A 25,485-nucleotide genomic window follows, 5' to 3' on the forward strand; every position below is an offset into this window, starting at 1 on the left:
TTTCGAACGAATATCCCGGTCTATGTCAGTTTGTTATTTAATAAAAATTCCTCTAGGGCTTTGTAAGCTGCTTAAAATTGTTTCCGGAGATGTTCCATCCAAATTGGCTCTTTTCATTTCACCAGCGTCTCTATCAGCCCAATAAAGTTTGTTGGTAGAGTCATCTATTGCAATACCAAAAATCCTTGTAGAAGGTGCTGCAACTATTACAGTACTGCCTGTTCCATCCAAATTTGATCTCTGCAAAGCAGCATTTGTGCGATCATCATAATATAATTTATCATTGACTTCATCTACGAAAATTGAATACCCGTATATGCCTGCTATTAAAACTGAAACATTAGTTCCATCGGCGTTTGCAACGTATAAGTTTTCACCATTTACTTCATAGAAATAAAGTTTATTGTTTTTGTTATCAAAATCTAGACCTCTCATCTGACCATCAGGGATGTTAATTAAACTCGTGACAACACCTGTACCGTCCAAATTTGCACTTGATATGTTACCCAGATCATCTGCCCAGTATATTTTACCACCTGCTACATTCAATGCGATGCTGTAAGGATCAGTTAAACCTGTTACGATTGCTTCCATTCCGCTTCCATCTAAGTTCATCCTCCAAATTTTCCCTTCTCCAGTCACTTCAAAATCACTAAAATATATTTTGCTATTAACAGCATCATATGCAATACCTACGCCACCTTTGGCAGTAATATCGGCCACAACGGAAGGAGTTTCTCCACTTTTCAATAACACTTTATTAATAGTTGCTGCTGACAATTCAATGAAATATAATTCTTTATTTGAAGCAATAGTGGTCACTGTAATATCTTTTGTAGCCATTGTCGATCCACCAGCTCCAGTAGATTTCAGAGTAACAGTATAAGTTCCTCCTGCAGCATAAGTGAATGTAGGATTTGCATCGGTAGATTTGCTATTAGCAACATCACCAAAACTCCATTCATACGATGCAGCTCCCTTTGAGTTGTTAGTGAACTGAACAGGACTGCCACTTGAGAGCCCACTTTCATTCTCAACTGTAAAAGCAGTCAATGGTGTAACTGTTATCGTAGCGTTTGATATAGTATTTCCACCTGCTCCTGTAGCCGATAGAGTAACATTATAAACTCCTGATACTGCCCAAGATTTTTTTGGTGAAGCTTCCACAGAAGTAGTTCCATCTCCGAAGCTCCAAGTATAAGAAGTGGCATTTACGGAAGTATTGGTAAAAGTAATCTCCTCATCTACAGTTACAGTTGTTTTACTTGTCGTAAAGGCGCCATTGGTCTTAGGAATATCTTCATCTTTTTTGCAGCCTATAAATAGTGCCAGGCAAAACAATAAAACTGGTAAAAAAATACGTATTTGTTTCATTTTGAATTTTTTATATGTTTGATTAATATCCCGGATTTTGCGTCATGCCCGGGTTGTTGTTAGTAATTAATTCACTTTGTGGTATAGGAAATAAAGTTTGATTAATATTTTTCACTGTTGGCAACAGGTCCAATGCTCTGCCGGTTCTTACCAGATCGAACCACCGATGTCCTTCGAATGCGAGTTCCCATCTCCGTTCCTGCTCTATCGCTGTGATCAACTGAGGATAGTCAGAGATCGATATTGCATTCAAGCCGGCTCTATTTCTAATGATATTTATATCACTTTGGATCTGATTAACATTTGTACTTAATCTGGCATTACTCTCTGCTCTTATCAGATACATCTCGGCCAATCTTAATACAATGACATTATCGCCGCCTGTTGACAAATCGTCGTATTTGATCACATATGGAGTAGTACCTGAATATGCGATAGTTGCATTCAATCTTTTGTCATTTGCATCATAAGTAGAAATAAAAGCAGCAGAAGGCGCTACTTCTCCTCTACCATTTTTGGTCAAAGGGAAATTATACTCTGCTATTCTATTTCTATCTAAGGGAGTAAAATCTACTTCAAAGATCGTTTCTGCTGACCCATCTGTTGCAAAAATATCAATGTAATTAGGTAACAGCGTGGAACTTTTGCCATCTATTACTTTCGTAGCATAAATGATGGCATTGTTGTAATCTTTTTTATATAAATATACTCTAGCTAAAAGTGCATTTGCAGCATCTTTAGATGCCCTTATTTTCTGACTTGAAGATTGCAAATTTTCAGATGCAAATATCAAGTCTTTTATTATTTGATCAAAAACTACATCCGGTGAATCCCTACCTGCATTTATCTGAGAAAGACCTATGGTTGGTGTCGTCTTCAAAGGAATACCTCCAAAATAATTCATTAAATTAAAATGTGTCAATGCCCTAAGAAAGTAAAGTTCGCCAAGTGCTTTATTCTTATCATCTTCATTAAGTGCGCTCATTCCAGGGATTTTAGCAATGACATTATTTGCCACGTTTAATCCATCATAAAGCGCTGACCATATACCATCAACAGAAGCATTTTCAGGAAGAATTGCGTTGTTATCAACTTCAGTATATTCTATTGCAGTTGCATTTGGTGGATGGACAAGATTGTCAGAAGCTAGATCTGAAAAAATGCCATAGGCTCTGCCATAGTAACTTAAACTCTGTAAACTATTATATGCACCGAGTACACCTCTTTCAGCATCCGATTTTGTTTTGAATGCTTCTGATGCCGGTATAGAATTTGTAGGGTCTACATCAAGTACATCGCAAGATGCGATGCTGATAGCCAATAAAATGTATATGAATATTTTTTTCATGATTTAGAATGTAGCATTTATACCAAAAGTAAAGCTTCTGGCTTGAGGATATGTAAAAAAGTCTGTTCCGATCACCGCATTATCATTTCCTCTATAGTTTACTTCTGGATCTAGTCCGCTATAATTGGTAAATGTCAATAAGTTTTGACCAGTGAAATAGATCCGCAATGCATTTATTTTACCATTAAATAATTTTTCTCTATTGAAATTATATCCCAATGTCAGGTTTTTCAATCTTAAGTATGAACCATCTTCAAGGAATCGTGATGAAACTCTTTTATTTTGCGAAGCAGCTGTAGGATCATTTGTAGCTCTAGGGATATCTGTAATGTCTCCAACTTGTTGCCACCTTCTATTGATAGCTTCCAATTGATTATCACCTCCTTGCAGTGATTCAAGATATAACCTTGAGCCGTTGAATACGTCATTACCCTGTGAACCTTGAAAGAAGAAAGACATATCAATATTGCCGTATCTTAAATTATTAGTGATACCATATATAAAATCAGGATGAGGATTACCTATTCGAGTGCGATCAGCAGAAGTAATGACCCCATCGAAGTTTTTATCAGCATATACTACATCTCCGGTAGAAGGATCAACACCAAGCCATTCATAGCTATAAAATATACCAATAGGTTGACCTTCTTCTATTCTATTGCTACCTCGACCTAGATCATCAATAGCTTGGCCATTGTATAGTTTCAAGACTTTGTTTCTATTCATAGAAAAATTAAGTCTCGTTGACCATTGAAGTTTACTTTCCTTTAAATTATCCGTAGTTAAAGAAAATTCGAACCCTTTATTTTCTACTTCACCTATATTTTCTGTAATGGAAGAAAAACCAGAAGATGGAGGTAATGGCCTGCTTAGTAATAAATCTTTGGTTTTTTTATTATAAACATCTAGTGTGACCTGAATTCTATCTTTAAATAATCCCAAATCTAGGCCAATGTTTGTTTGAATTGTTGTCTCCCACTTCAAATCCGGATTAGGGATGTTACTTGGATATACTGCTGGTTGGCCAGCATATGTAGTATTTCCATATAATTCAGCATAAAGGAAGGCTGGGATATCGTCATTTCCTGTGAGTCCATAACTCGCTCTTACTTTCAACTCTGAAATATTATTGACCTTGAAAAATTCTTCTTCAGATATTCTCCATCCCACAGAGGCTGCCGGAAAAAAGCCATTCCGATTGTTTTGACTGAATCTTGATGATCCATCTAGTCTTCCTGTTAGTGATAAAATATATTTGTCAGCAAAATTATAATTCGCACGACCAAAGAATGATCGGATGCCACTGTCAGAGCCGCCAGAGCTAGCAGAAACGATTGTAGATGCAGAATTTATATATTGAAGACTAGGATCTGCATAATCTTGAGCTCTAATAAAAGAACTTCTTGCTTCTCTTTTTTCAAATGAATAACCACCTAAAAGTTCGATCTTACTTTTATCTATATCGAACTGGTACTTCAGCGTATTGTTGGAGACAATGTTAAGAACATTCGTAAAAGTCTCAAAACCAAGACCATTGTATTTTGCTCCTTGAACTGTTTTAGTTGATTCGTAGGCATGTTCCCTGAAGTTTATAAAGTCAACACCCCATTTAGTTGAAAAGGTTAATCCTTTTAATATCCTGTAGTCAGCGTATACGTTCCCGATTCCTCTGTAAGAAAAGTTTTCGTTTATTGCTTCATTGGCTATAGATAAGGCATTAGAGTATGGTCCTCCCTGATTGTAAGAGCCATCTTCATTAAAAACTGGAAAAATGGCCGGCGTTGATATACCATTTGGCAAAGGACCTTGTAAAGTCTGATCGCCTTCTACCCGATTCGTTTTAGCATAAGTTAGTCCAATGCTGGTACCAATATTAAGTCTCTCATTAACTTTGTGATCAAGGTTAACGCGTCCATTTATTCTTCTGTAATCCGTGCCGATCAGAATACCTTCCTGGTCAAATAAATTACCACTTATAAAAAATTTAGTTTTTTCGTCACCACCGGAAGCAGAAAGTTCATAGTTAGCCATAGGCGCAGTTCGAAATATTACATCCTGCCAGTTAACATCGACCTTATTATCAGCTATTTGTTCAGCTGAAAATATTTCAGCTTTCGCCAGATCATTTCTATATAATTTCCAATCACGTGCATTCAACATATCAAGTTGATTAGCTGCTTGTTGCCAACCATAGCTTGCACTGAAATTTACAGATGATTTCTTATTACTTCCTCTTTTGGTCGTAATGAGCACTACTCCATTTGAAGCTCTTGCCCCATATATAGAAGCAGCAGCAGCATCTTTAAGAATACTTATTGATTCTACATCATTTGGATTTAGGTCAGATAGCTGATTTACGCCTTGACCTTCATAACCTATCTGAGCGAAGTCACCGGTAGTGACCGGGATACCATCTATTACATAAAGCGGCTGACTGGAACCACCTATGGAACTAACACCCCTGATTCTCACAGACATGCCACCACCCGGAGTACCGGAGTTCTGCGTCACTTGCACACCGGTAGTTTGTCCCTGTAATATTCCATCTATGGTTGGTACTGGAAGGTCTTTCAACGACTCGCCTTTAATGATGCCCACTGAGCCGGTAAGAGTTTTTTTCTGTTCAACTCCATATCCGACAACTACAACTTCATTCAAGAGTTTAATGTCTGTTTTAAGAATTACGTCAATTGTTTTTCTGCCATTTATTTCTACCTTTTGAGCAAGAAATCCAACATATGTGAACTCTAATAATGTAGTACTATTAGGTACACTAATGGTATAATTACCATTAACATCCGTTATTGAGCCACCTGCCTGACCAACAGGTTTAATACTTACACCAGGCAAAGTCAAGCCATCTTCATCTGTTACTCTTCCTGAAATCTCAATATCTTTGAAAGCATTTTTGAATACTCTTGTCTCTGCATGTATAGGACTTATCTGAAAATTGAATGCAAACAAGCAAAACAAGCTGCATTGCAAATATTTTTTTAAATATTGATACTTAAATGCCATATAACATAATAATTTTAAATCTATAAGTAGGCAGTATACAGAAGTTTTTTTCCTTGGCAATCATTTAAAACTATGTATAATTGGAAAACTCAAACTTCTGTTGTGCCAAAAAGTAAAAGTAACAAATAAAACATATCTGAATAATTAAATTTGACAAATTAATTAATTCGAAATATTACAGCTGAATTCAAACCTTTTTAAATGAATAAGTTAAGGGATTCGCATTGATTGAAAATATTTTAATTAATCATATATAATTAAAAATTACAACCAAAGAATTAAATAAAGTTATTGACCTTTCTACTTTAAATTTAATAAAATTTACAATTAGTAATAATATATGTATTATTTTAGCAGTTATTAAGCATTATTCCTCATTTTTCATTTTCCCAATGAATTAATTTAAAATTATTTGATAATGGCAGATTGTAATACCTCCACACTTAAAGAATATGTTCCAAGTACAGATATGCCATGGAATGAATCCAGAGTGAAACATTTTTATAGCAGATTAGGATATGGAGCTAATAAGGCAGATATAATTGGTGCGCTAAATCAAAGCCCGTTAGAATTAGTCCATTCAGCGCTAGATAATGCTCATAATAAACCTGTTCAGAATAAGCCAATCTGGGCTGACTGGAATCCTGATCAGTTCAATGAACAAGATGATACTGAACATTACCAGATATATAACAGGTTTACGACAGATTGGATAAATTATAGTATCCAAGATCCCATCAGAGAGAAAATACTATTTTTTTGGAGTAATGTCCTCGTAGTTCAATGGGGCGAACATTACTATACACCATATTTATATCAATATCATAACCTTTTGCAAAGAAATGCAATGGGAAATTTTAGGACAATGATCCGTGAAATCGGTCTTGATAAAGGAATGTTGATCTATTTGAGCGGTGTTTACAATCATAAATGGGATCCAAATGAAAATTATGCCCGTGAACTATACGAATTATTCACGCTTGGTCTTGACAATGGTTATACTCAGCAGGATATCCGGGAAACAGCCAGGGCATTTACAGGTTATAATGATTTTGATTATGATAATATGACCATTCAATACAATCCTGAAACCCACGATAATGACGAGAAGACGATCTTTGGTGAAACAGCGAATTTTGACTACAATGGTGTAATTGATTTGCTATTTGAAAAGAAAGGAATGTTAATTGCTCAACATACATGCAAAAAGATTTATGCTCATTTTGTAAATGCTGAAGTGAATAATGATATAATCAATGAACTTGCTCAGATTCTGGTAGACAATGATTTTGAGTTGTTGCCTGTCTATAAGAAATTATTTGCCTCTGAACATTTTTTTGACGCCCAAGAATTTAACACCCATATAAAAAGTCATACAGAATACTTCAGCGCCTTTCTTAAGCAATTCGGCTTACAATTGGATTACGATAGTGGTCCTTCATTCATTTGGTTCTGTTCATCTTTAGGCCAAACATATTTTGAACCTGTAGATGTGGCTGGTTGGAAGGAAAACAAAACTTGGATAGATTCAGGCAGCTTGCTTGTTAGATGGCTTTATACAGGTTGGTTTTTGTCAGACATAATCTGGAACCAGCAAGATCAAGCAATAGCTTATCTAAAAGAATTAACAAATGATAGTAATGATGTTGAGTATGTAGTAAGGACCTTAGCGGATCAATATTTAGTACAAGGGTTAGCTTCTCAAAGTGATTATGACAATTTATTGATTGCATTTAAGGCTGACCTACCGGATAATTATTATGCAGAGGGCCTATGGAATCTCGATTGGGATCCTAATTTTATTTCAGTTCAAATGTCACGCTTTTTTGAGACTTTTAAAAGATTGCCGGATATTACACTTGGTTAATCTCCTCAATTAATTTTTTTTCTTATACAACTATTAATATTATTATAATCATGAGCGATATAAATAAAAAAAGAGGTACAAAACTGCAGGATGGCAAACTACATGAAGCAGACCATATAGAATTTTCTAGAAGGAGATTCATAAAATCTTTTGGCTTAGCAGGGGGACTTGGCTTCGTGATAGGAGGTCTACCTATCAGCGCATCCGCATTGACTAGATGGTCTATGCCTCCGATTCTGGAAAAATCTGAAAGAATCCTTATCATGATAAGATTAAAAGGAGGAAATGATGGATTGCATACAATTATTCCATTAGATCAGCTATCAGCATATCATAATGCAAGACCTGACCTTGGTTATCAGGACAATCAGATGATCAACCTCAATGATAAGATTGCGATGAGTCCTCATTTGAGCAAACTTAAACCATTATGGGATAATGGAATGATGAAAGTAGTGCTGGGTGCGGGATATCCAGAGCAAAACTTGTCTCATTTCAGGTCGACTGATATTTGGTCAAGTGCTTCAGATTCTGATACTTTAGTAAAGTCAGGTTGGGTAGGAAGATATATTGAAGAAATCTATCCAGATTATGTTGAAAATACGCCAATAGATCCACCAGCTATTCAGATAGGTGGAGGCAGTTCTCTCTTACTTACTGGAGAAAACATTGATAAAGTCGGTTTCGAGACTTTTTCCGCCGATCAGATAGAAGAATTTGCTGCAAGTGGAAATGTTCATTCTTTAGATGATATTCCGGATTGCTCTTATGGAGATCAACTTAAATATGTTAGAATCTTAACAAACAGCACTTATAAATTTATTGATACGATCAAAACGGCTTATGAAAATGGCCCGGATTCGACACTGGATTATGCAGACAGAAGTTTTCCGCAATCGATGAAGATCATTTCTAAGCTTATAAAAGGTGGTTTAAAGACAAAGATATATATAGTTGAACTTGATGGATTTGATACACACTCTACCCAAATTGAGGATCATGAATACTTAATGAATATATTGGGGGATACTATGGCTAATTTCATGAAGGAATTCGAAGGTACAGCGCACGAAGAAAATATTCTTGCCATTACATTTTCTGAATTTGGAAGAAGAGTCGAACAAAATGAAGGTCCGGGCACTGATCATGGAGCTGCAAGTGTCATGTTGGCCTTTGGAAAGAGCCTCGAAGGAAATGGAACAATCGGAGAGCACCCAAGCTTGACAGATGTTGACGATGATGGAAATATGCAGTTTAATGTTGATTTCAGAAAAGTTTATGCATCATTGTTTACAGAATGGTTATGTCTTGATGACCCTATTTCCGATAAGATTTTATTAAAAGATTTTGGTGATCCACTTCCTTTTGGTTTCAATTGTGAGGAAGTTTCGGCAGTGAATGAAAAACCTAAATCAGGTTTTGCGCACAATGCAAGTTATGGAATGGGAGATGTCTTTATTAATTACACGATCCCAAAGGATACAATGGTTATGGTGGAATTGCTTTCTCTGTCAGGGCAATCAATTATGCTCGATAGACCTATGAATAAAAAAGCTGGTACATACAGTATTCCTGTTAAGCAGCAATCTCGAAAGTTAATGCCGGGTGCATATATTTATAGGATTAGAATCACTGGTGGAGAATTTACTGGGAAAATAGTTTTGAATTAGTATTTAATGAATATAAAGAATAATAAGGCTCATTCCATTAAATTGGTAATGAGCTTTTTATTTTTATTACATATAGTAAAAATTATAAGATGTCTTTGTACCTTTGTATAGTTATTACTTATTACAAAAGCACACAAGGGTCATATGATTGTCAACGTCGTCAACATCAGTCCTTTTAATCAGGAAATTACATGAAGTACTCTTCTCAATTAATTGAAAAAGCTGTTGATTCTTTTAGCTCATTGCCCGGTATCGGCCGTAAAACTGCCTTAAGACTTGCCCTCCACTTACTTAATAAAGACGAACAATGGGTTGAAGGTTTTTCTAACTCATTTGTCAAACTTAAGCGCGACCTCAAAGAATGTAATGAATGTCACAATCTTGGTGATGAGGCAACTTGCTCAATCTGCTCAGATAAAAGACGGAATTCTGAAGTACTTTGTGTCGTAGAGTCTATCCGTGACCTAATGGCGATCGAAGAAACAGGTCATTTCCATGGTTTGTTTCATGTACTGGGAGGTTTGATCTCCCCTATCGATGGTATCGGCCCTGATCACCTCAACATTGAAGACATTGTGATGCGCGTTGAGAAAAATGGCATTAAGGAAATTGTTCTTGCCATCAGCCCAAATATCGAAGGCGAAACAACCATGTTCTACATCTCCAAAAAACTAAAACAACTTCCGGTTAAGATTTCCACCATTTCCAGAGGTATTTCCTTCGGCGGTGAGCTTGAATATGCGGATGAAGTGACTCTTGGCAGGTCGATTATTTCAAGAGTACCCTACTTTCAGTATGATGAGGTAGCAGCGGCGAGGTAATTGTTAGTTATTAATTGTTACTTTGATTAATTTAGTTTGTAACTTCTAGATGACTATCACATTAAACTTGTGCTTAGATTAATTTAGTAGAGTTTCTTTAAATTTCGATATTCATTTTATTTTAAAAAACACTGTCAACTCTCATTTTTCATTTTTCATTATTCATTATTCATTAACTTGGCCCCTGAATGGTGGATCTCTCGGTAATAATCGTAAATTATAATGTTCGATACTTTTTAGAACAGTGCTTGCTGTCCCTGGCAAAGGCAACCCACCATCTTCATATTGAAACTTTTGTTGTAGACAATGATTCGAGCGACGATTCAATGCAGATGGTCAGGGAAAAATTTCCAGATGTCAAACTCATTGAGAATAAAAAGAATGTAGGATTCTCTGCTGCCAATAATCAAGCCATCATCCAAAGTTCCGGGAAATATATTCTGCTACTCAATCCTGACACCATTCTCTCTGAAGATACCCTCGTAGAATGCTTCGATTATATGCAATCACATGAGCAGGCAGGTGCAGTCTGTGTGAAAATGATCGATGGGTCCGGTCAATACCTGCCTGAATCTAAAAGAGGCAAACCTACCCTAACAGCCTCAATGTTTAAAATGACCGGGATCTACAAACTATTCCCTAAGAACGCATTTTTCAACGCCTATTATGCAGGTGATATCGATGAAAACCAGGAAGCAGACATCGAAGTGATGACGGGAGCCTTCATGTTTCTCAGAAAATCAGCTGTGGAAAAAGTTGGGCTATTGGATGATGCATTTTTCATGTATGGTGAAGACATAGATTATTCTTACAGGATACTGGAAGCAGGATATACAAATCATTACTTGCCAAAGACGACGATCATACATTTCAAAGGAGAGAGCACCAAAAAGTCAAGCATCAATTATACCCGGATCTTCTACAATGCCATGATCATATTTGTCAAGAAGCATTACAAAGGAAAAGGAAGAATATATATCCTTGCATTGCAACTCGCTGTGGTACTTCGAGCCATTACAGCAATATTTCAGGTTTGGTTTTCAAAAGCGCTTCCTATCCTGATAGATTTGGCATTGATATACAGTTCTTTAATCCTTATCAAAGATTGGTGGGTTAATTTTTATTTTAATGACCCTGAACATATAAATAATTCATTTGAAAAGTTCAATGCACCATTTTATACGATTGTATGGGTTTTGACTGCATTGACCTTGGGACATTATAGAAAGATCTCTTCCTGGAACAAAGTATTCAAATCAGTTGCTTTTGGAACAGCAATTATACTGATTACTTATGGCTTACTGGATGTTCAATTTAGAAATTCAAGATTACTCATCTTATTCGGAAGCTTTGCGACAACCATGATATTTGTGTTGACAAAATTCTTGAAAAACCTTTTCGTCATCAATACCTTTGGATTTACTTCCAGAAAATACATTAATTATGCTGTAGTTGGTTCAAAGTCTGAAAGTGACAGAATTGAACGATTAATCAGTTCTGAAAATGGAAAAATAAATTTTCAGGGAAGAATTGCTCTCGAAGATGATGGTGAAGAAAATATTGGGAATATTGATCACCTTACCGATATCACTGATGCTTATCATATACATGAAGTAATTTTTTCACAGAAAGATACTCCTGCCGGCATCATGATGGAAACCATGTCCAAGATGAATAAGGAGATTGATTTCAGAGTGGCCCCTGCTGATGCACTCACTATCATAAGTAGCAGATCTAAAGACAAACAGGGAGAATTGATCACAGTTGGACTTTCTTTTCAATTAAGTTCCAAGGAAGGACAATCTAACAAAAGAGCCTTGGATTTTTTACTCAGTATTGTTTTATTACTTCTTTGCCCTATTTTAGTGTTCTTTCAAAAGCATAAAAGCCATTATTTCTCAAATATATTTTCCGTGATGAGTGGAAAAAAGTCATTGGTAGGGTATGTCGAACCAATAGAAGACACTCAATTACCAGCCATTAAAAGTGGTGTTTTGAAGTGTGCTTTTAACAATTCAGTGGCACATACACCTGAGGCTGTTTTGAATGAAAACATTTATTACGCACAGCATTATACTATTTGGAAAGACCTGGAAGTCATTATTAAAAACCTAAACAAACTGGATGGAAAATACATTTGATCGGGCCCGAAAACTAGATCTAGCTGATGAGTTATCAGATTTTAAGGATAAATTTCATATTCCTAAAAATAAGGAAGGAAAAGACAAGATTTATTTATGTGGAAATAGCCTGGGACTTCAACCTAAGTCCACAAAACGCATCATTGAGCAAGAATTAGATGATTGGGCAGATCTGGGAGTAGATGGTCATGTAAATGCTAAAAATCCCTGGTTGTCATACCATGAAGCTCTTTCTGAACCAATGGCAAAAATTGTAGGTGCGAAAGCATCCGAAGTGGTCATCATGAACTCTCTTACTGTCAATCTTCATCTGATGATGGTATCGTTTTACAATCCTGTGAAAGGCCGGTCCAAAATATTAATTGAATATTCTACATTTCCATCAGATGTTTATGCTGTCAAATCACAGATTCGTTTTCATGGCTTTAATCCTGAAACAGATCTATTATTCTTAAAACCAAAAAGAAATTCTTCCCTAATCACACGTGATGATATTGATGAAATGCTTGCCATACATGGTGATGAGATCGCACTCATTATGATTGGTGGTGTCAATTACTACACAGGTCAGTTTTTTAACTTGAAATATATCACTAATGCCGGACATAAACACGGTTGTGTCGTTGGTTTCGACCTGGCACATGGAGCAGGGAATATTCAACCAAACCTTCATGAAACCGGAGCCGACTTTGCAGTATGGTGTACGTATAAATATTTAAATTCCGGTCCGGGTGCATTATCAGGTGCTTTTGTTCATGAAAAGCATCAGGATTGGGGAGAAAGACCAAGATTCGAAGGTTGGTGGGGAACGAAAAAGACCAATCGCTTTAAGATGAAACATGAATTTGAGTCTATGTCAGGCGCTGAAGCTTGGCAATTAAGTAATCCGCCCATCATGGCTATGGCGCCGATCAAGGCATCTTTGGCAGTGTTTGAAGAAGCCGGAATGCACAGATTAAGGGAAAAATCTAAATTAATGGTGGAGTTTGCACTGGATTGTCTTGAAGATCTTCCTCAGGATCAAATAAAAATATTAATACCTCAGGATCCGGAATCACGCGGTTGTCAATTATCCCTTCAAATGCAACATCCGGATAAATCCTTTTTTCATGAATTGGAAGCAAGAGATATTGTAGCTGATTGGCGCGAACCTGATGTGATAAGGATTGCACCGGTGCCACTCTATAATACTTTCATGGATATCTTTGAATTTTCAAATATCATTAAAGAAGAACTTTCAAAAATATAGATTATGTCTAAAATTGTGATTGCAGGAGGCGGATTGTGCGGTGCATTAGCTGGTGCATATCTGGCAAGTAATGGCTATGAGATAGAAGTATTGGAAAGGAGAACTGACCTAAGACTTGGCACAGCAGAAACCGGGAGATCAATCAATTTGGCATTATCCGCGAGAGGGATCAAAGCTCTAGGTTTAATCGGTCTAGATGAAGAGCTCAAACAGATATCAATTCCGATGCCAGTCCGTGCACTTCACCAAAAAGATGGAACAATTTATTATGTACCTTATTCAGGTAGGTCCGGTGAATACATCAATTCAATTTCTCGTACCGGCCTAAATGCCTTATTACTTGAAAAATTGTCAGAGTTTAAAAATGTAAAGATTAGTTTCGAAGCTGCATGCACTCAGGTAGATTTCAAGAATAAATTTGTTGGCTATTCAAGTAATGGAGGCCACCACTCTACTTCCTACGATTTTCTAATGGGTACAGATGGAGCTGCAAGTGTCGTCAGGAAAAATTTATATGAACAACCCTTCTTTTCGCACACTTTCCAACAGGAATTTTTGGATTATGGCTATAAGGAATTGCACATCGATCCGTTGAAAGATGGTGGTTTTGCTATAGAGAAAAATGCTTTGCACATATGGCCGCGTGGTCATCTGATGATGATTGCCTTGCCGAATCTTGACGGGAGTTTTACGCTTACTTTATTCTTACCGATGAAAGGAGAAGACAGTTTTGAAACGATAGATTCGGGTTTGGGGATAAAGGCATATTTCGAAAAGCATTTTAATGATGCGACAGACTTGATGCCTACCTTGGAGCAACAATATCAAGCCAATCCGATCGGACATCTTGGTACGATAAAATGCAGCCCATGGTCCTTTAACAATGTATGTATAATGGGCGATGCTGCTCACGCTATAACCCCTTTTTATGGCCAGGGAATGAATTGTGCATTCGAAGACATGCTTATTCTATCTGAGTTAATGAAGCAAAGAGGTGGGTTAAGTGCTGAAGTGCTTCATGAATTCCAGCAAAATAGAAAGCAAGATACTGATGCCATTGCTGATCTTGCTATCGACAATTTCTATGAAATGCGGGACCATACTGCCAATCCTATATTTCTTAAAAAGCGGATGATAGAAACTGCTCTTGAGAAAACCTACCCTGATTATTATTCCAAATATTCCATGGTTACATTTCGGGATGACATGAGTTATCACGAAGCTATGACGAGGGGAAGGAAGCAGGATGCATGGTTGATGCAATATGCTGAATCCAACGAATTTAGTCTGGATAACCTCAACTTAATTTACAATAAGTTGAAAGAAATATTTTAATCGGGTTAACCTTTATCTTTTGTTCTTAGGATCAACCTCAACGACTGATCCCTGGTGATATATGACCATGCCCAGTTGATAAAGATAAATATCTTGTTTTTTGTGCCTAAAATCGCCATCAGGTGGACAAATAACCAAGTCAACCATGCAAAGAATCCACTAAATTTGAATCCAGGAAGTTCCGCAACTGCCTTCTTACGACCGATCGTCGCCATGTTTCCAAGATCTTTATATTTAAAAGGTTTTAACGGTTTGTTTTCCTGAATGTTTTTCAGGTTTTTGGCAAGATTTACTGCCTGTTGGATAGCAACTTGGGCAACTTGTGGATCTCCATTTGGCTTTGCTTCAGTGATCATTAAAGCACAATCACCTATGGCATATATGTCCGGAAAATTAGTCAATTGGTTAAATTCATTTACTAATAATCTTCTCCCTCTACCATAAGCGTCGGCAGGCATTCCTTCAAGGGCTCTGGCTATAATTCCGGCTGCCCAAATTACCATTTTAGTTCGAATAGTCGTTCCATCAGAAAAGGTGGCTACATTTCCATCATAATCCTTAACTACAGTATTTTTGATGACTTTGACACCCATCTCTAAAAGACTTTTTTCGGCTGACATGCTCGATTTTTCTGAAAGTGTAGAAAGCAATTTGTCACCGGCATCTACCAAATAAATATCAACTTCATCTCTGTCAATCTCATTATAATCCTTAGGTAGAATGTATTGCTTCATATCTGCAAGCGCGCCGGCAATTTCTACACCTGTGGCTCCACCACCCACGATTACAATATCTAACAGCTCCTGTCTTGCATCATAATCAGTGATGGATATTGCTTTTTCGTAATCTTCCAATATCCTATTACGCAGGGCCAAGGCTTCAGAAATTGATTTCATTGGCATGGCAAATTCCTGCATTCTTGCATTTCCAAAGTAATTGGTATCAGCTCCAAATGAAATCACCAATTTATCGAAATTGACCTTTCCAATATTTTTTAATCTGATATTTTTATTTTCAGTATCAATACTTATAACTTCATCATTTCTGATGTGAAAGTTTTTCTCATGTTGGAATAACTTCCGTAGCGGGAATGCTATGCTGCTGGGTTCGAGCCCCGCAGTAGCCACCTGATACATCAATGGTTGAAAAGAATGATAGTTTTCCTTATCGATCAAAACTACCTGATATTTAGATTTGAGTAATTTCTGAGCAAGCTTCAACCCTGCAAAGCCAGCGCCTATGATGACAATTCTCTTGAGGTCTGTTTCTGGAATATTTGCGATCATTGTGTTATTGTTTTTGATACACTATGTAAACAAAGATTTGCGTAAAAAGATGCCTTAAGGAAGTAAGAAAGTGAGGAGGTGAGAAAGTGAGGAGGTGAGAAAATCAGAAGTCAGAAGTCAGAAGTCAGAATGAGGCACCGAAAGTATATAACCGATTACTAATTATCAAATAAAACCATGAAAGACGATTCTCCAGACCCTTAAATGATCGCCTGCCTTTTTAATCTCGAACAGTGCCATCTCTCATTATTTCCCGCATGATGCTGGACTATCGCCTAGCTGCAGCATCCATACATTATTCATAGCATCCTCATTCCCCATAAACCTTATTTCCATCCAAATGATATGTCTCACCGCTATGTGGACAGACAGCTTTGCCGGTATAATCAAAATCCAGACGCAGTCCTGATTTGCTTACCCAACCTATCTGATGACCCGGATTACCGACGATCAAAGCATAATCTGAGACATCTTTTACCACGACGGAACCCGCACCTATCATCGCGTATTTACCAATATTATTTCCACAAACTATAGTAGCATTTGCTCCAATAGTTGCTCCTTTTTTGACCAGTGTTGTTTTGAACTCTTCTTTGCGTTCAATGAAGCTACGAGGATTAATCACATTTGTGAATACCATGCTTGGCCCTAAAAAAACATCGTCTTCAGTGACGACACCATCATAGATAGAAACATTGTTCTGAACTTTCACATTATTGCCAAGTGAGACGCCAGATGCAACAAAGACGTTCTGGCCGAGAATACAATTTTTACCGATTATTGCTTCTTTCATAATGTGGCTAAAGTGCCAAACCTTAGACCCCTCCCCTATTTTAGCACCTTCGTCTACAATAGCTGTATCATGGATAAATATCATATATTTTTAATTTGATGGTGAAAAGTACTACATATTTCAGCAATTAAAGGTTAATTTTGCGCAATTTTTTTATTACTAAATTAATCATCAATGACTTTTCAAAGTTTGATATTAGAGGAAAACGGACCAATACTTATTGTAACTATCAATCGGCCAGAAGCACTGAATGCTTTGAATAAAATGGTGTTTGATGAATTAGAAATGGTTTTCAGAGACGAATTACCTAAAATGCAACAAATCCGTGGTGTCATTATTACTGGAAGTGGAGAAAAAGCCTTCGTTGCAGGAGCAGACATCAAGGAATTTGCAAATTTTGGAGCAGAACAAGCTACAGCGTTATCGCTGAGAGGTCAAGGCGTACTTTTCTTGATAGAAAATTGTCATGTCCCAGTTATAGCAGCAGTGAACGGTTTTGCACTTGGCGGTGGTTGCGAACTTGCTATGGCGTGTCATATGAGAATCGCCGGTGCAAAAGCAAAATTCGGTCAACCTGAAGTCAATCTGGGATTAACTCCGGGATATGCCGGAACTCAACGACTTATTCAATTGGTTGGCAAAACTTTTGGAATAGAATTATTGTTAACTGCCAGAATAATTGATGCAGAAGAAGCATTCAGGATAGGACTTGTAAATAAAGTTGTGGAACAAGGTCAGGAAGTAGCCACAGCAATGGAAATTCTCAATGTAATTGCTCAAAAAGCTCCAATTGCTATTGCTAAAACTATTCATTGTATTAACACATTTTATAATAAAGAAAAGGATGGTTTCTATGAAGAGGCTGTTCAATTCGGGCTTTGTACCGAAACGGATGATTTTAAAGAAGGAACTACAGCTTTTATAGAAAAAAGAAAAGCTGATTTTAAGAACAAATAAATAATGATCGAAACAGATATAGCTATCATTGGCGCAGGACCTACAGGACTTTTTGCAGTTTTCGAGGCCGGACTTTTAAAACTCAGATGTCACCTCATTGATTCCCTGCCTCAGCCGGGAGGTCAATTGACAGAGATCTATCCAAAAAAGCCTATTTACGATATTCCCGGATATCCAAGCGTTTTAGCAGGAGAATTGGTCCAAAATCTTATGGATCAGATCGCTCCTTTTGAACCAGGATTTACCTTAGGAGAACGTGTAGAACAACTAGAAAAGACAGAAGATAATAAATGGATAATTACTACTTCCCTCGGTAGTAAAATCAAAGCACCTGTAGTCGTTATTGCTGCCGGTCTTGGATCTTTTGAACCAAGAAAACCTGCGATTCCTGAATTATTAAGTTTCGAAAATAAAGGTGTTGACTACATCATTCGCGATCCTGAAGTTTATAGAGATAAGAAACTGGTGATTTCCGGAGGTGGAGATTCTGCCTTAGATTGGACAGTTTATCTTGCAGAACTTGCTCAGAGTATTACACTTGTGCACAGAAGAAAAGAGTTTCGGGGAGCTCCTGATACTGTAGATAAAGTCATGGATTTAGTTGAAAAAGGAAGAGTTGAATTGATTACAGAAGCTGAGGTCACTGCTTTGAATGGCAATGGTGTACTCAAAGAAGTTACTATTGTTCATGACAGAGATGGCAATATCATTAGAGAAGCCAATAATTTTATACCATTATTTGGACTATCACCCAAATTAGGCCCAATTGCTGAGTGGGGATTAAATCTTGATAAAAACGAAATAATTGTCAATACCTTTGATTACCAGACTAATGTACCGGGTATTTACGCTGTAGGTGACATCAACACTTATCCAGGCAAGTTAAAATTGATCTTATGTGGATTCCATGAAGCGACACTAATGTGCCAATCCGCATTCCAATATATTTACCCTGACAAAAAACTTTCTTTCAAATACACCACAGTGATGGGCAAGGATGCCTTACATTTATAATTCAAAATAAACGAAACATAGTTTTACCATGATTCAAAGAATTCAATCCATATTTATGCTTTTAGCTGCAGCATGCATGTCTTTCTTATACTTGCCGTCTTTCGAATTCGCAGGATCTGAAACACCTGAAGTTAGGTCAGCAGGATTATTTACAGACGGCTATTTTAATTCATATGATAATACAATATTAGTAAGTCTTATAGCAGGAGCAATATCACTTGCCTTTATAAATATTTTCCTCTATAAAAATAGAAACCTCCAATTATTGTTATCAAGAATTACGATTGTAGTGATATTTAGTATTATAGTTGTCGGTGGAATTCTATTTTATCTTAACTTTGAAAATCGTCAAAGTGAAATGGAACATGTCAATATTCGTCTCGGACTTTTCATTCCTTTCGTCAGTATGGCCCTGCTTTATTTCGCTAATAAATATATAATTAAGGATAACAAGTTGGTCAAGTCAATGGACAGACTTAGGTAAAGAATAATGAATAATGAACAATGAATAATATAGCAAAGATGGAAGGGTTTATTAGATTTGGAGATTGGGCGGAGAAGGAAAATGGGTAATGAGTAATTGGTAATTGGTAATAATTGCGAAGATGGAAAATTGTAGCAGATTTGAAGATTGGGCAAAGATAGAAATGGACAATTGATAATTGATAACTCCGATCCGAAGCGCAATTCTAATTTCAGCCTTCTAATTTCTAATTTTAAAATCAGTAATCAGTAATCAGTAATCAGTAATCAGTAATCAGTAATCAGTAATCAGTAATCAGTAATCAAAAAGCCAGCTGTAATAAAAAGAGTTCCATCTGTGCCAAATTTTAGTTGAAGACTAAAATCTTTTAATTAAAGAACGTTTCCTTAAGCTGCTTATTTTGAAGAAATTGTCTTTGTGTTAAAAATGGCTAATCATCAATCAGTAAGTTACCGTTTTGGGAATAATAATTAACAATTAATAAATAACAATTGATACCACAGCCTCCTCAGATGGATCCGGAAGAAGTACTGATCATTCAGCGCTCTTATAGGAATTTGCTGAAAAGTATCAAAAGTGATTTATCCAAAGAAGATAGAGATAATATACGTCAGGCATACGAAATAGCCGTTCAAGCGCATGCCAAACAAAGACGGAAATCAGGTGAACCCTATATCCTTCATCCTATAGAAGTAGCTAGAATATGTGCAGAAGAAATAGGTCTTGGGCCCACTGCTATAGTAGCCGCATTATTACACGACGTAGTAGAAGATACGGACGTCACTCTGAATGATATTAAAATTCAATTTGGCGAAAAAATTAGCCGGATCGTAGATGGTCTGACAAAGTTAGATAGTTCTTATAATCAGGAGAATCCTCAAGCTGAAAACTTCAAAAAAGTGCTTAGCACCCTCAATTCTGATGTACGTGTGGTATTGATAAAGATGGCTGACCGCCTTCACAACATGCGGACTCTTGGCTCTATGAAGCGGGACAAGCAACTCAAGATAGCTTCTGAAACCAGCTACATTTATGCTCCCTTAGCACACAGATTAGGACTTTACAAGCTTAAAACAGAATTCATGGATCTTTGCCTTAAGATTCTTGAACCCTCACTTTATCAGGATATCGCAAGAAAACTGCAGGAAACAAAGAGAAGTAGAAATCATTACATCAATGATTTTATAAAAGGGATGAGCGATCAGTTGGAAGAATTAAATATTCCATACAGGATTATCGGTCGACCAAAATCTATTTCATCTATTGCTGACAAGTTAAAGACCAAAAATGTTCCTTTCGAGGAAATTTATGATCTCTTTGCAATACGGATCATTGTAGATGTAGAAGTTAAGAAAGAGAAGAGCATTTGCTGGCAAGTATATTCTGTCATAACAGATGTTTATACCCCAGTCACAGAAAGATTAAAAGATTGGGTGACCATGCCAAAATCAAATGGGTATGAATCCCTTCACACAACAGTAATAGGCCCAGGGGGAAGATATGTCGAAGTCCAGATCCGAAGTGAAAGAATGGACGATATAGCTGAGAAAGGTTTCGCAGCACACTGGAAGTATAAAGGTGTAAAAGCAAGTTCTCAAAATGTATTCGATACCTGGCTCGATAGCGTAAGAACACTTCTGGATGATAAGGATAAAGATGCATTGGAATTCATTTCTGAATTTAAAACGAATCTTTATGGTGAAGAAGTTTATTGTTATACTCCAAAGGGAGATATGGTGACTTTGCCCAAAGGTGCTACTGCATTAGACTTTGCTTTCAACATTCACTCTGATGTTGGCTATCATGCTATCAGCATCAAGATCAATAATAAGTTGGTTCCCATGTCCTATGTTTTGGAAAATGGAGATCAGATCCAGGTTAATACTAACAAAAATCAGAAGCCAAATGAAAGTTGGCTTAAAATGGTCATAACCGGGAAAGCAAGAACGAAGATCAAGCAAGCGCTGAAGGAAGAAGACAAACAACAGGGAGAATATGGACGAGAAGAATTAGAGCGAAAACTCAGCAATCAAAAGTTAGACTTTGAAGAGAATGTCGACTTCCTTGTCAAATTTTTTGGGTTTAAAAGTAGGTTAGAATTGTATCTGGGAATAACAACCAATCAAATTAAGATCGATTTTAAAAAGTTTAAAATTGAGAACAATAAACTTGGACTGCTACCTGAAGTGATCACCAAGCCAAAAGTTGAGGAATTAGAGGAGCATCAGGGAAAAGACGCAATTGTCGACAATTCAAAAAATAAATCCCTCCTTTTAATCAATGGTGAAAGCGCCGATAAGTTTAGTTTCCAATTTGCTTCTTGCTGCCACCCATTGCCAGGAGACGATATTTTCGCTTTCGTAACGACAATGAATACACTTAAAATTCACAGGACTTCATGTCCAAACAGTGAACATTTACTTGCGAGTTACGGTTATAGAGTTTTGAAGGCAGATTGGACAAATAATCTTTCTAGCTCTACCGCTTTTGTCGTAGAACTTACCATCAATGGTACTGATGGAGGCCCAGGTATCATTCAGTCTATCACAGAAACCATCAATAAATTTGGCCTGAATATCAAATCATTTAAGATCGATGGTAATGAAGGAATTTTTGAAGGTGTGGTCAAATTAGAAGTCACGAACATTGATCAAATGAATGTTGTAGTCAAGACAATCAAAAACCTTCCCTACATATCAAGTGTTAGAAGAAGTAATTAAGGCTTTATATATTTGAAATTTTATATTACGTCTTTTTTATATAACTTTACTTTATAAATTTATTTGATGTGCCTAAATCCGATGTTATGAATAAGTACGATATGATCGACCGAAGTGTAGAGATACCTCTAAATGAGAAATTATTTGCTGAGGTTAAGATCATATTTTCCAATTATCTCGAAAAAAATCTTTGTCGTAAAACTCCCGAACGATACGCAATACTTGAAGAAATATACAAACGAGCAGATCATTTTGATGCTGAAACTTTGTATTTTCATATGAAAAACAATAATTACAGGGTTTCAAGAGCTACTGTTTATAATACGCTGGAGCTTTTGGTTAATTGTGATCTGGTTAAGAAGCATCAATTCGGTAAAAACCTGGCACAATATGAAAAATCATATGGCTACAAACAACATGACCACATCATTTGTGAAAATTGCGGCAAGGTGGTAGAATTCTGTGATCCAAGAATTCAAAACATAAAAAACATGATCGGCGAAATGCTTAATTTTAGAATCACACACCATTCTTTGAACCTATATGGTTTTTGTGCTGACGGTTGCGAAGCCCCAAAGCAAACAGCTCCATTAAATATTTAATATAAGCCAATGATATATTGGCTTATTCTCTTCGCATTTTTGGTGGCCAGCTTATATGCGCTTTTCTTTTTTTATGCCACAATTGAATGGCTTAAAACGAGGGAATTATTTGTATTGACCAAATACCATCCTGTCAAATTCTCCATTATTATTCCATTTAGAAACGAGGCTCATAACCTTGCAAAATGTATTGAAAGCATTCTGGAACAACATTATGACAGAGATAGATTTGAGATCATTTGTGTTAATGATCATTCGAGTGATGGAGGGGAGTTTCTTCTACAAACTTATGAGAAGGAGTATGAATTTATTAAATTAATTCAAAATATAGGTTGGGGTAAAAAACAAGCCATAGAAGCAGGGATTGATATATCAAGTCATAATCACATTATTACCGTCGATGCAGACACTTTAAGAAATAAGAGTTGGCTAGTGGCTATGGCTAGCATGTTCAATTACAAGGGAATACGAGTAGTTGCCGGTGGAATATTAATGATACCAATCAAACCAAAACCTTTTCATTTTTTCCAAACAATGGATTATTGCGGATCTATTGCTTTATCAATTGTAGCGATGCGTAAAAACTGGTTTAGAAATGGAAGTGGTGGAAATCTGGCATTTACTAAAGATGTTTATTATAGATATAAAGAATCTAATAGCGATGAAGGAATCGCCTCTGGTGACGATGTTTTTCTTCTTCACCATGCATTTAAAGAGGATCCAAAAAGTGTATTATTCCCAAAGTCAAAAGATTTATTAGCGTTTACAGGAACAGAACCCAACTGGAACTCATTTATTCAGCAGAGAAGCAGGTGGGCCGGCAAAACTTTTCAATATAAAGAAAAGACAATGATGTTTATCTGGGCGTTAATATGGATAGCAAATATTTTGATTCCATTTGTTCTTATTGGAGCATTGACAGGAAGTGATATCATGATACAATTATTGTGTTTTATGATCATGACAAAATTTATGGCTGATTTTATATTTTTACGAACTGTCACAAATTATTTCGACAAGTCCTTTTTTAAATATTTTTTTATTGCTGAATTGTATCATGTTAGTTATGTGATTATTGTGGGGATAAATGCCATTTTAGGTATAAAATTTACGTGGAAAGGTGACAAATTAAAAAGGTAAAGCCAAAAAAATACTTTACCTTCAACACGATAACAAGCTATTAAACCAAAGGCATTTTCATGCGTATCCAATTTAATTTTAATTAAATTAATTGAAATTCAAACCTTTATATCATAAAGATTTAAAGCATAAATTAATTTTCAAAATTGGACAGACAAAGTGAAAAGATAATGAAGTTAACACCTTCTGTTCGACAGATTATTGCTATTGCACTTCCCATTATGATAGGAAGTGCCGCACAAAATGTATTGCAACTAAGTGACAGCATCTTTCTATATCACTTGAGTGAAACAGATTTTGCTGCTATCGGCTTCGTAGGAGTTTTCTATCTTACGATTAACGCTATTGGATATGGATTTTCCAAAGGTGGGCAGATCATAATCGCCAATAAGGCCGGACAACAAGACATAGAAGGCATCAGGAGAAATTTCCAGGCTCTAGGCCTATTTGAAGCTGGTCTTGCTGTCGTAATGTTCCTATTTATGTACTTCTGCAGTCCATGGTTTTTTGGGCTGTTCCTTCAGAATAAGGAAGTCTTGAAAGCCAGTATAGAATTTATGGAATATAGATCTTTCGGAGTATTCTTTTCATACATTGGCGTCACCTTAATAGCTTTATATACAGGAATCGCCAAGACAAAGTTCATTCTGGTCGAAACCTTGCTTTTACTTATAGTCAACGGAATCTTAAATTATGCTTTGATATTTGGTAAGTGGGGACTTCCATCTATGGGTATTGCTGGAAGCGCGTTAGCTAGTACTATTGCAGAAGCTTTTGGTGCTGTGATATTTTTGCTTTATTTATATTTTGACAAAAATGTCAAAGAATTGAGAATTTTTTCCAGACCAAAATTAGAATTTAAACTCATAAAAGATCAATTCAAACTTGCTGCTCCAATAGTTGCTCAAAATTTTGTAGGACTAGGAAGCTGGTTTGTATTTTTTGCGATTATAGAGGACATGGGCGAGCGGGCATTGGCTATTTCAAATCTAGTCAGGATAGTTTATCTCATACTATCTATTCCCACATGGGGCTTTAGTTCCGCCACGAATACCATTGTTGGCAATCTGATGGGTCAGGCTAATTATTCTTCCATCCTTCCAAGTATGCGGAAGACTGCTATTACCTGTTTTGTTATGACGATGTCTGCAGCCTTGCCAATTATCATATGGCCGGAGACATTCTTATATCCACTTTTAGGTTCAAGTGATATGACCTTGATTACAGATTCTAAGTCAACTCTTTACGTTTTGTTAATAATTGTTGCTTTTAGTTCAGTAATATCTATTTATGTCAATGGTATTGCTGGTGTTGGAGCCACGCTGACAGGTCTTTTAATACAAACATTGAGTGCGATATCTTACTTAATCGCAATTTATGTTGTAGTAGACATCTGGCAAAGTACCTTAAATTATGCCTGGAGCACCGAAATAATATATTGGATCGCACAATTAGTCGGAGTTTTGTGGTTCTTCCATAAGATCAGTTTTGCAAAGATGAGGTATGCGGATGGGTAGAAATATATTGAAGTAGCAGTGTTTAATTAGACAGGAAAAGAATTACCATAGAAAGGAATTTGTAGGATTATGAAAAGCTAATGGCTATTAGCTAATGGCCTATGGCTCTGCTTTGGAAAATACTTTAGTGATTCTTCTTATTGTAACGT

At 36.5% G+C, this 25,485-nt stretch carries 18 protein-coding genes; 13 read left to right on the forward strand and 5 right to left on the reverse strand.

The features are described from left to right. Positions 1–33: 33 nt before the first annotated feature. The 3 genes from IPI15_RS18995 to IPI15_RS19005 are packed head-to-tail and all read right to left on the reverse strand — an operon-like array spanning position 34 to position 5,740. Entirely contained in the window at positions 34–1,374 is a 1,341-nt protein-coding gene (locus IPI15_RS18995; RefSeq protein WP_287401400.1) for a PKD domain-containing protein, read from the reverse strand. A gap of 22 nt (positions 1,375–1,396) precedes the next feature. Then, the gene (locus tag IPI15_RS19000; protein WP_287421770.1) at positions 1,397–2,722 is read right to left on the reverse strand and encodes a RagB/SusD family nutrient uptake outer membrane protein; all 1,326 of its coding nucleotides are present in this window, start codon (positions 2,720–2,722) and stop codon (positions 1,397–1,399) included. 3 nt (positions 2,723–2,725) lie between these two features. Next, a complete protein-coding gene (locus IPI15_RS19005) occupies positions 2,726–5,740 on the reverse strand; it encodes a SusC/RagA family TonB-linked outer membrane protein (protein ID WP_287421771.1) in 3,015 nt (1,004 codons plus the stop codon). Positions 5,741–6,158: 418 nt separating this feature from the next. On the opposite strand from IPI15_RS19005, the gene IPI15_RS19010 reads away from it, so the two are divergent. The 6 genes from IPI15_RS19010 to IPI15_RS19035 all read left to right on the forward strand — a co-directional run bounded on the left by IPI15_RS19010 (position 6,159) and on the right by IPI15_RS19035 (position 14,823). After that, entirely contained in the window at positions 6,159–7,607 is a 1,449-nt protein-coding gene (locus IPI15_RS19010) for a DUF1800 domain-containing protein (protein ID WP_287401403.1), read from the forward strand. Positions 7,608–7,657: 50 nt separating this feature from the next. Continuing rightward, entirely contained in the window at positions 7,658–9,277 is a 1,620-nt protein-coding gene (locus tag IPI15_RS19015) for a DUF1501 domain-containing protein (protein WP_287421772.1), read from the forward strand. A 191-nt stretch (positions 9,278–9,468) separates the two neighbouring features. Further along, the gene (recR, locus tag IPI15_RS19020; protein ID WP_287401405.1) at positions 9,469–10,098 is read left to right on the forward strand and encodes a recombination mediator RecR; all 630 of its coding nucleotides are present in this window, start codon (positions 9,469–9,471) and stop codon (positions 10,096–10,098) included. A 188-nt stretch (positions 10,099–10,286) separates the two neighbouring features. Then, the gene (locus IPI15_RS19025) at positions 10,287–12,239 is read left to right on the forward strand and encodes a glycosyltransferase family 2 protein (RefSeq protein WP_287421773.1); all 1,953 of its coding nucleotides are present in this window, start codon (positions 10,287–10,289) and stop codon (positions 12,237–12,239) included. Further along, positions 12,223–13,488, forward strand: a complete 1,266-nt coding sequence (gene kynU / locus IPI15_RS19030; protein ID WP_287401407.1) for a kynureninase — start codon at positions 12,223–12,225, stop codon at positions 13,486–13,488. Before IPI15_RS19025 ends, kynU begins: the two co-directional genes overlap by 17 nt. Positions 13,489–13,491: 3 nt before the next feature. Next, positions 13,492–14,823, forward strand: coding sequence for an FAD-dependent oxidoreductase (locus IPI15_RS19035; protein WP_287421774.1), 1,332 nt, complete (start codon positions 13,492–13,494; stop codon positions 14,821–14,823). Between the two features lie 5 nt (positions 14,824–14,828). On the opposite strand, the gene IPI15_RS19040 is transcribed toward IPI15_RS19035, so the two are convergent. Both IPI15_RS19040 and IPI15_RS19045 read right to left on the reverse strand, forming a co-directional pair. Beyond that, positions 14,829–16,109 (reverse strand): NAD(P)/FAD-dependent oxidoreductase, encoded by a 1,281-nt coding sequence (locus IPI15_RS19040; protein ID WP_287401409.1) that lies wholly within the window; start codon positions 16,107–16,109, stop codon positions 14,829–14,831. Positions 16,110–16,419: 310 nt separating this feature from the next. Next, entirely contained in the window at positions 16,420–16,986 is a 567-nt protein-coding gene (locus tag IPI15_RS19045) for an acyltransferase (protein WP_287401410.1), read from the reverse strand. 90 nt (positions 16,987–17,076) lie between these two features. Here IPI15_RS19045 and IPI15_RS19050 point away from each other — a divergent pair, with 90 nt between their 5' ends. From IPI15_RS19050 to IPI15_RS19080, 7 genes are all read left to right on the forward strand, one after another. Continuing rightward, on the forward strand, positions 17,077–17,859 hold the full coding sequence (locus tag IPI15_RS19050; protein ID WP_287421775.1) for an enoyl-CoA hydratase-related protein: 783 nt from the start codon (positions 17,077–17,079) through the stop codon (positions 17,857–17,859). 3 nt (positions 17,860–17,862) lie between these two features. Continuing rightward, positions 17,863–18,873, forward strand: a complete 1,011-nt coding sequence (locus IPI15_RS19055; protein ID WP_287401412.1) for an NAD(P)/FAD-dependent oxidoreductase — start codon at positions 17,863–17,865, stop codon at positions 18,871–18,873. A 28-nt stretch (positions 18,874–18,901) separates the two neighbouring features. Next, positions 18,902–19,357 (forward strand): DUF4293 domain-containing protein, encoded by a 456-nt coding sequence (locus tag IPI15_RS19060; protein ID WP_287421776.1) that lies wholly within the window; start codon positions 18,902–18,904, stop codon positions 19,355–19,357. Positions 19,358–19,848: 491 nt separating this feature from the next. Next, positions 19,849–22,077: a RelA/SpoT family protein gene (locus tag IPI15_RS19065; RefSeq protein WP_287401414.1), complete on the forward strand. Its 2,229-nt coding sequence runs from the start codon at positions 19,849–19,851 to the stop codon at positions 22,075–22,077. A 122-nt stretch (positions 22,078–22,199) separates the two neighbouring features. After that, the gene (locus IPI15_RS19070; RefSeq protein WP_353738737.1) at positions 22,200–22,679 is read left to right on the forward strand and encodes a Fur family transcriptional regulator; all 480 of its coding nucleotides are present in this window, start codon (positions 22,200–22,202) and stop codon (positions 22,677–22,679) included. A gap of 9 nt (positions 22,680–22,688) precedes the next feature. Then, complete coding sequence (locus tag IPI15_RS19075; RefSeq protein WP_287401416.1) at positions 22,689–23,819, forward strand: glycosyltransferase; 1,131 nt, start codon at positions 22,689–22,691, stop codon at positions 23,817–23,819. A 170-nt stretch (positions 23,820–23,989) separates the two neighbouring features. Beyond that, positions 23,990–25,336: an MATE family efflux transporter gene (locus IPI15_RS19080; RefSeq protein WP_287421777.1), complete on the forward strand. Its 1,347-nt coding sequence runs from the start codon at positions 23,990–23,992 to the stop codon at positions 25,334–25,336. Positions 25,337–25,485: the final 149 nt, after the last annotated feature.

It is taken from the genome of Candidatus Brachybacter algidus (assembly GCF_016707225.1).
GTDB classification, from domain to species: domain Bacteria; phylum Bacteroidota; class Bacteroidia; order Chitinophagales; family Saprospiraceae; genus Parvibacillus; species Parvibacillus algidus.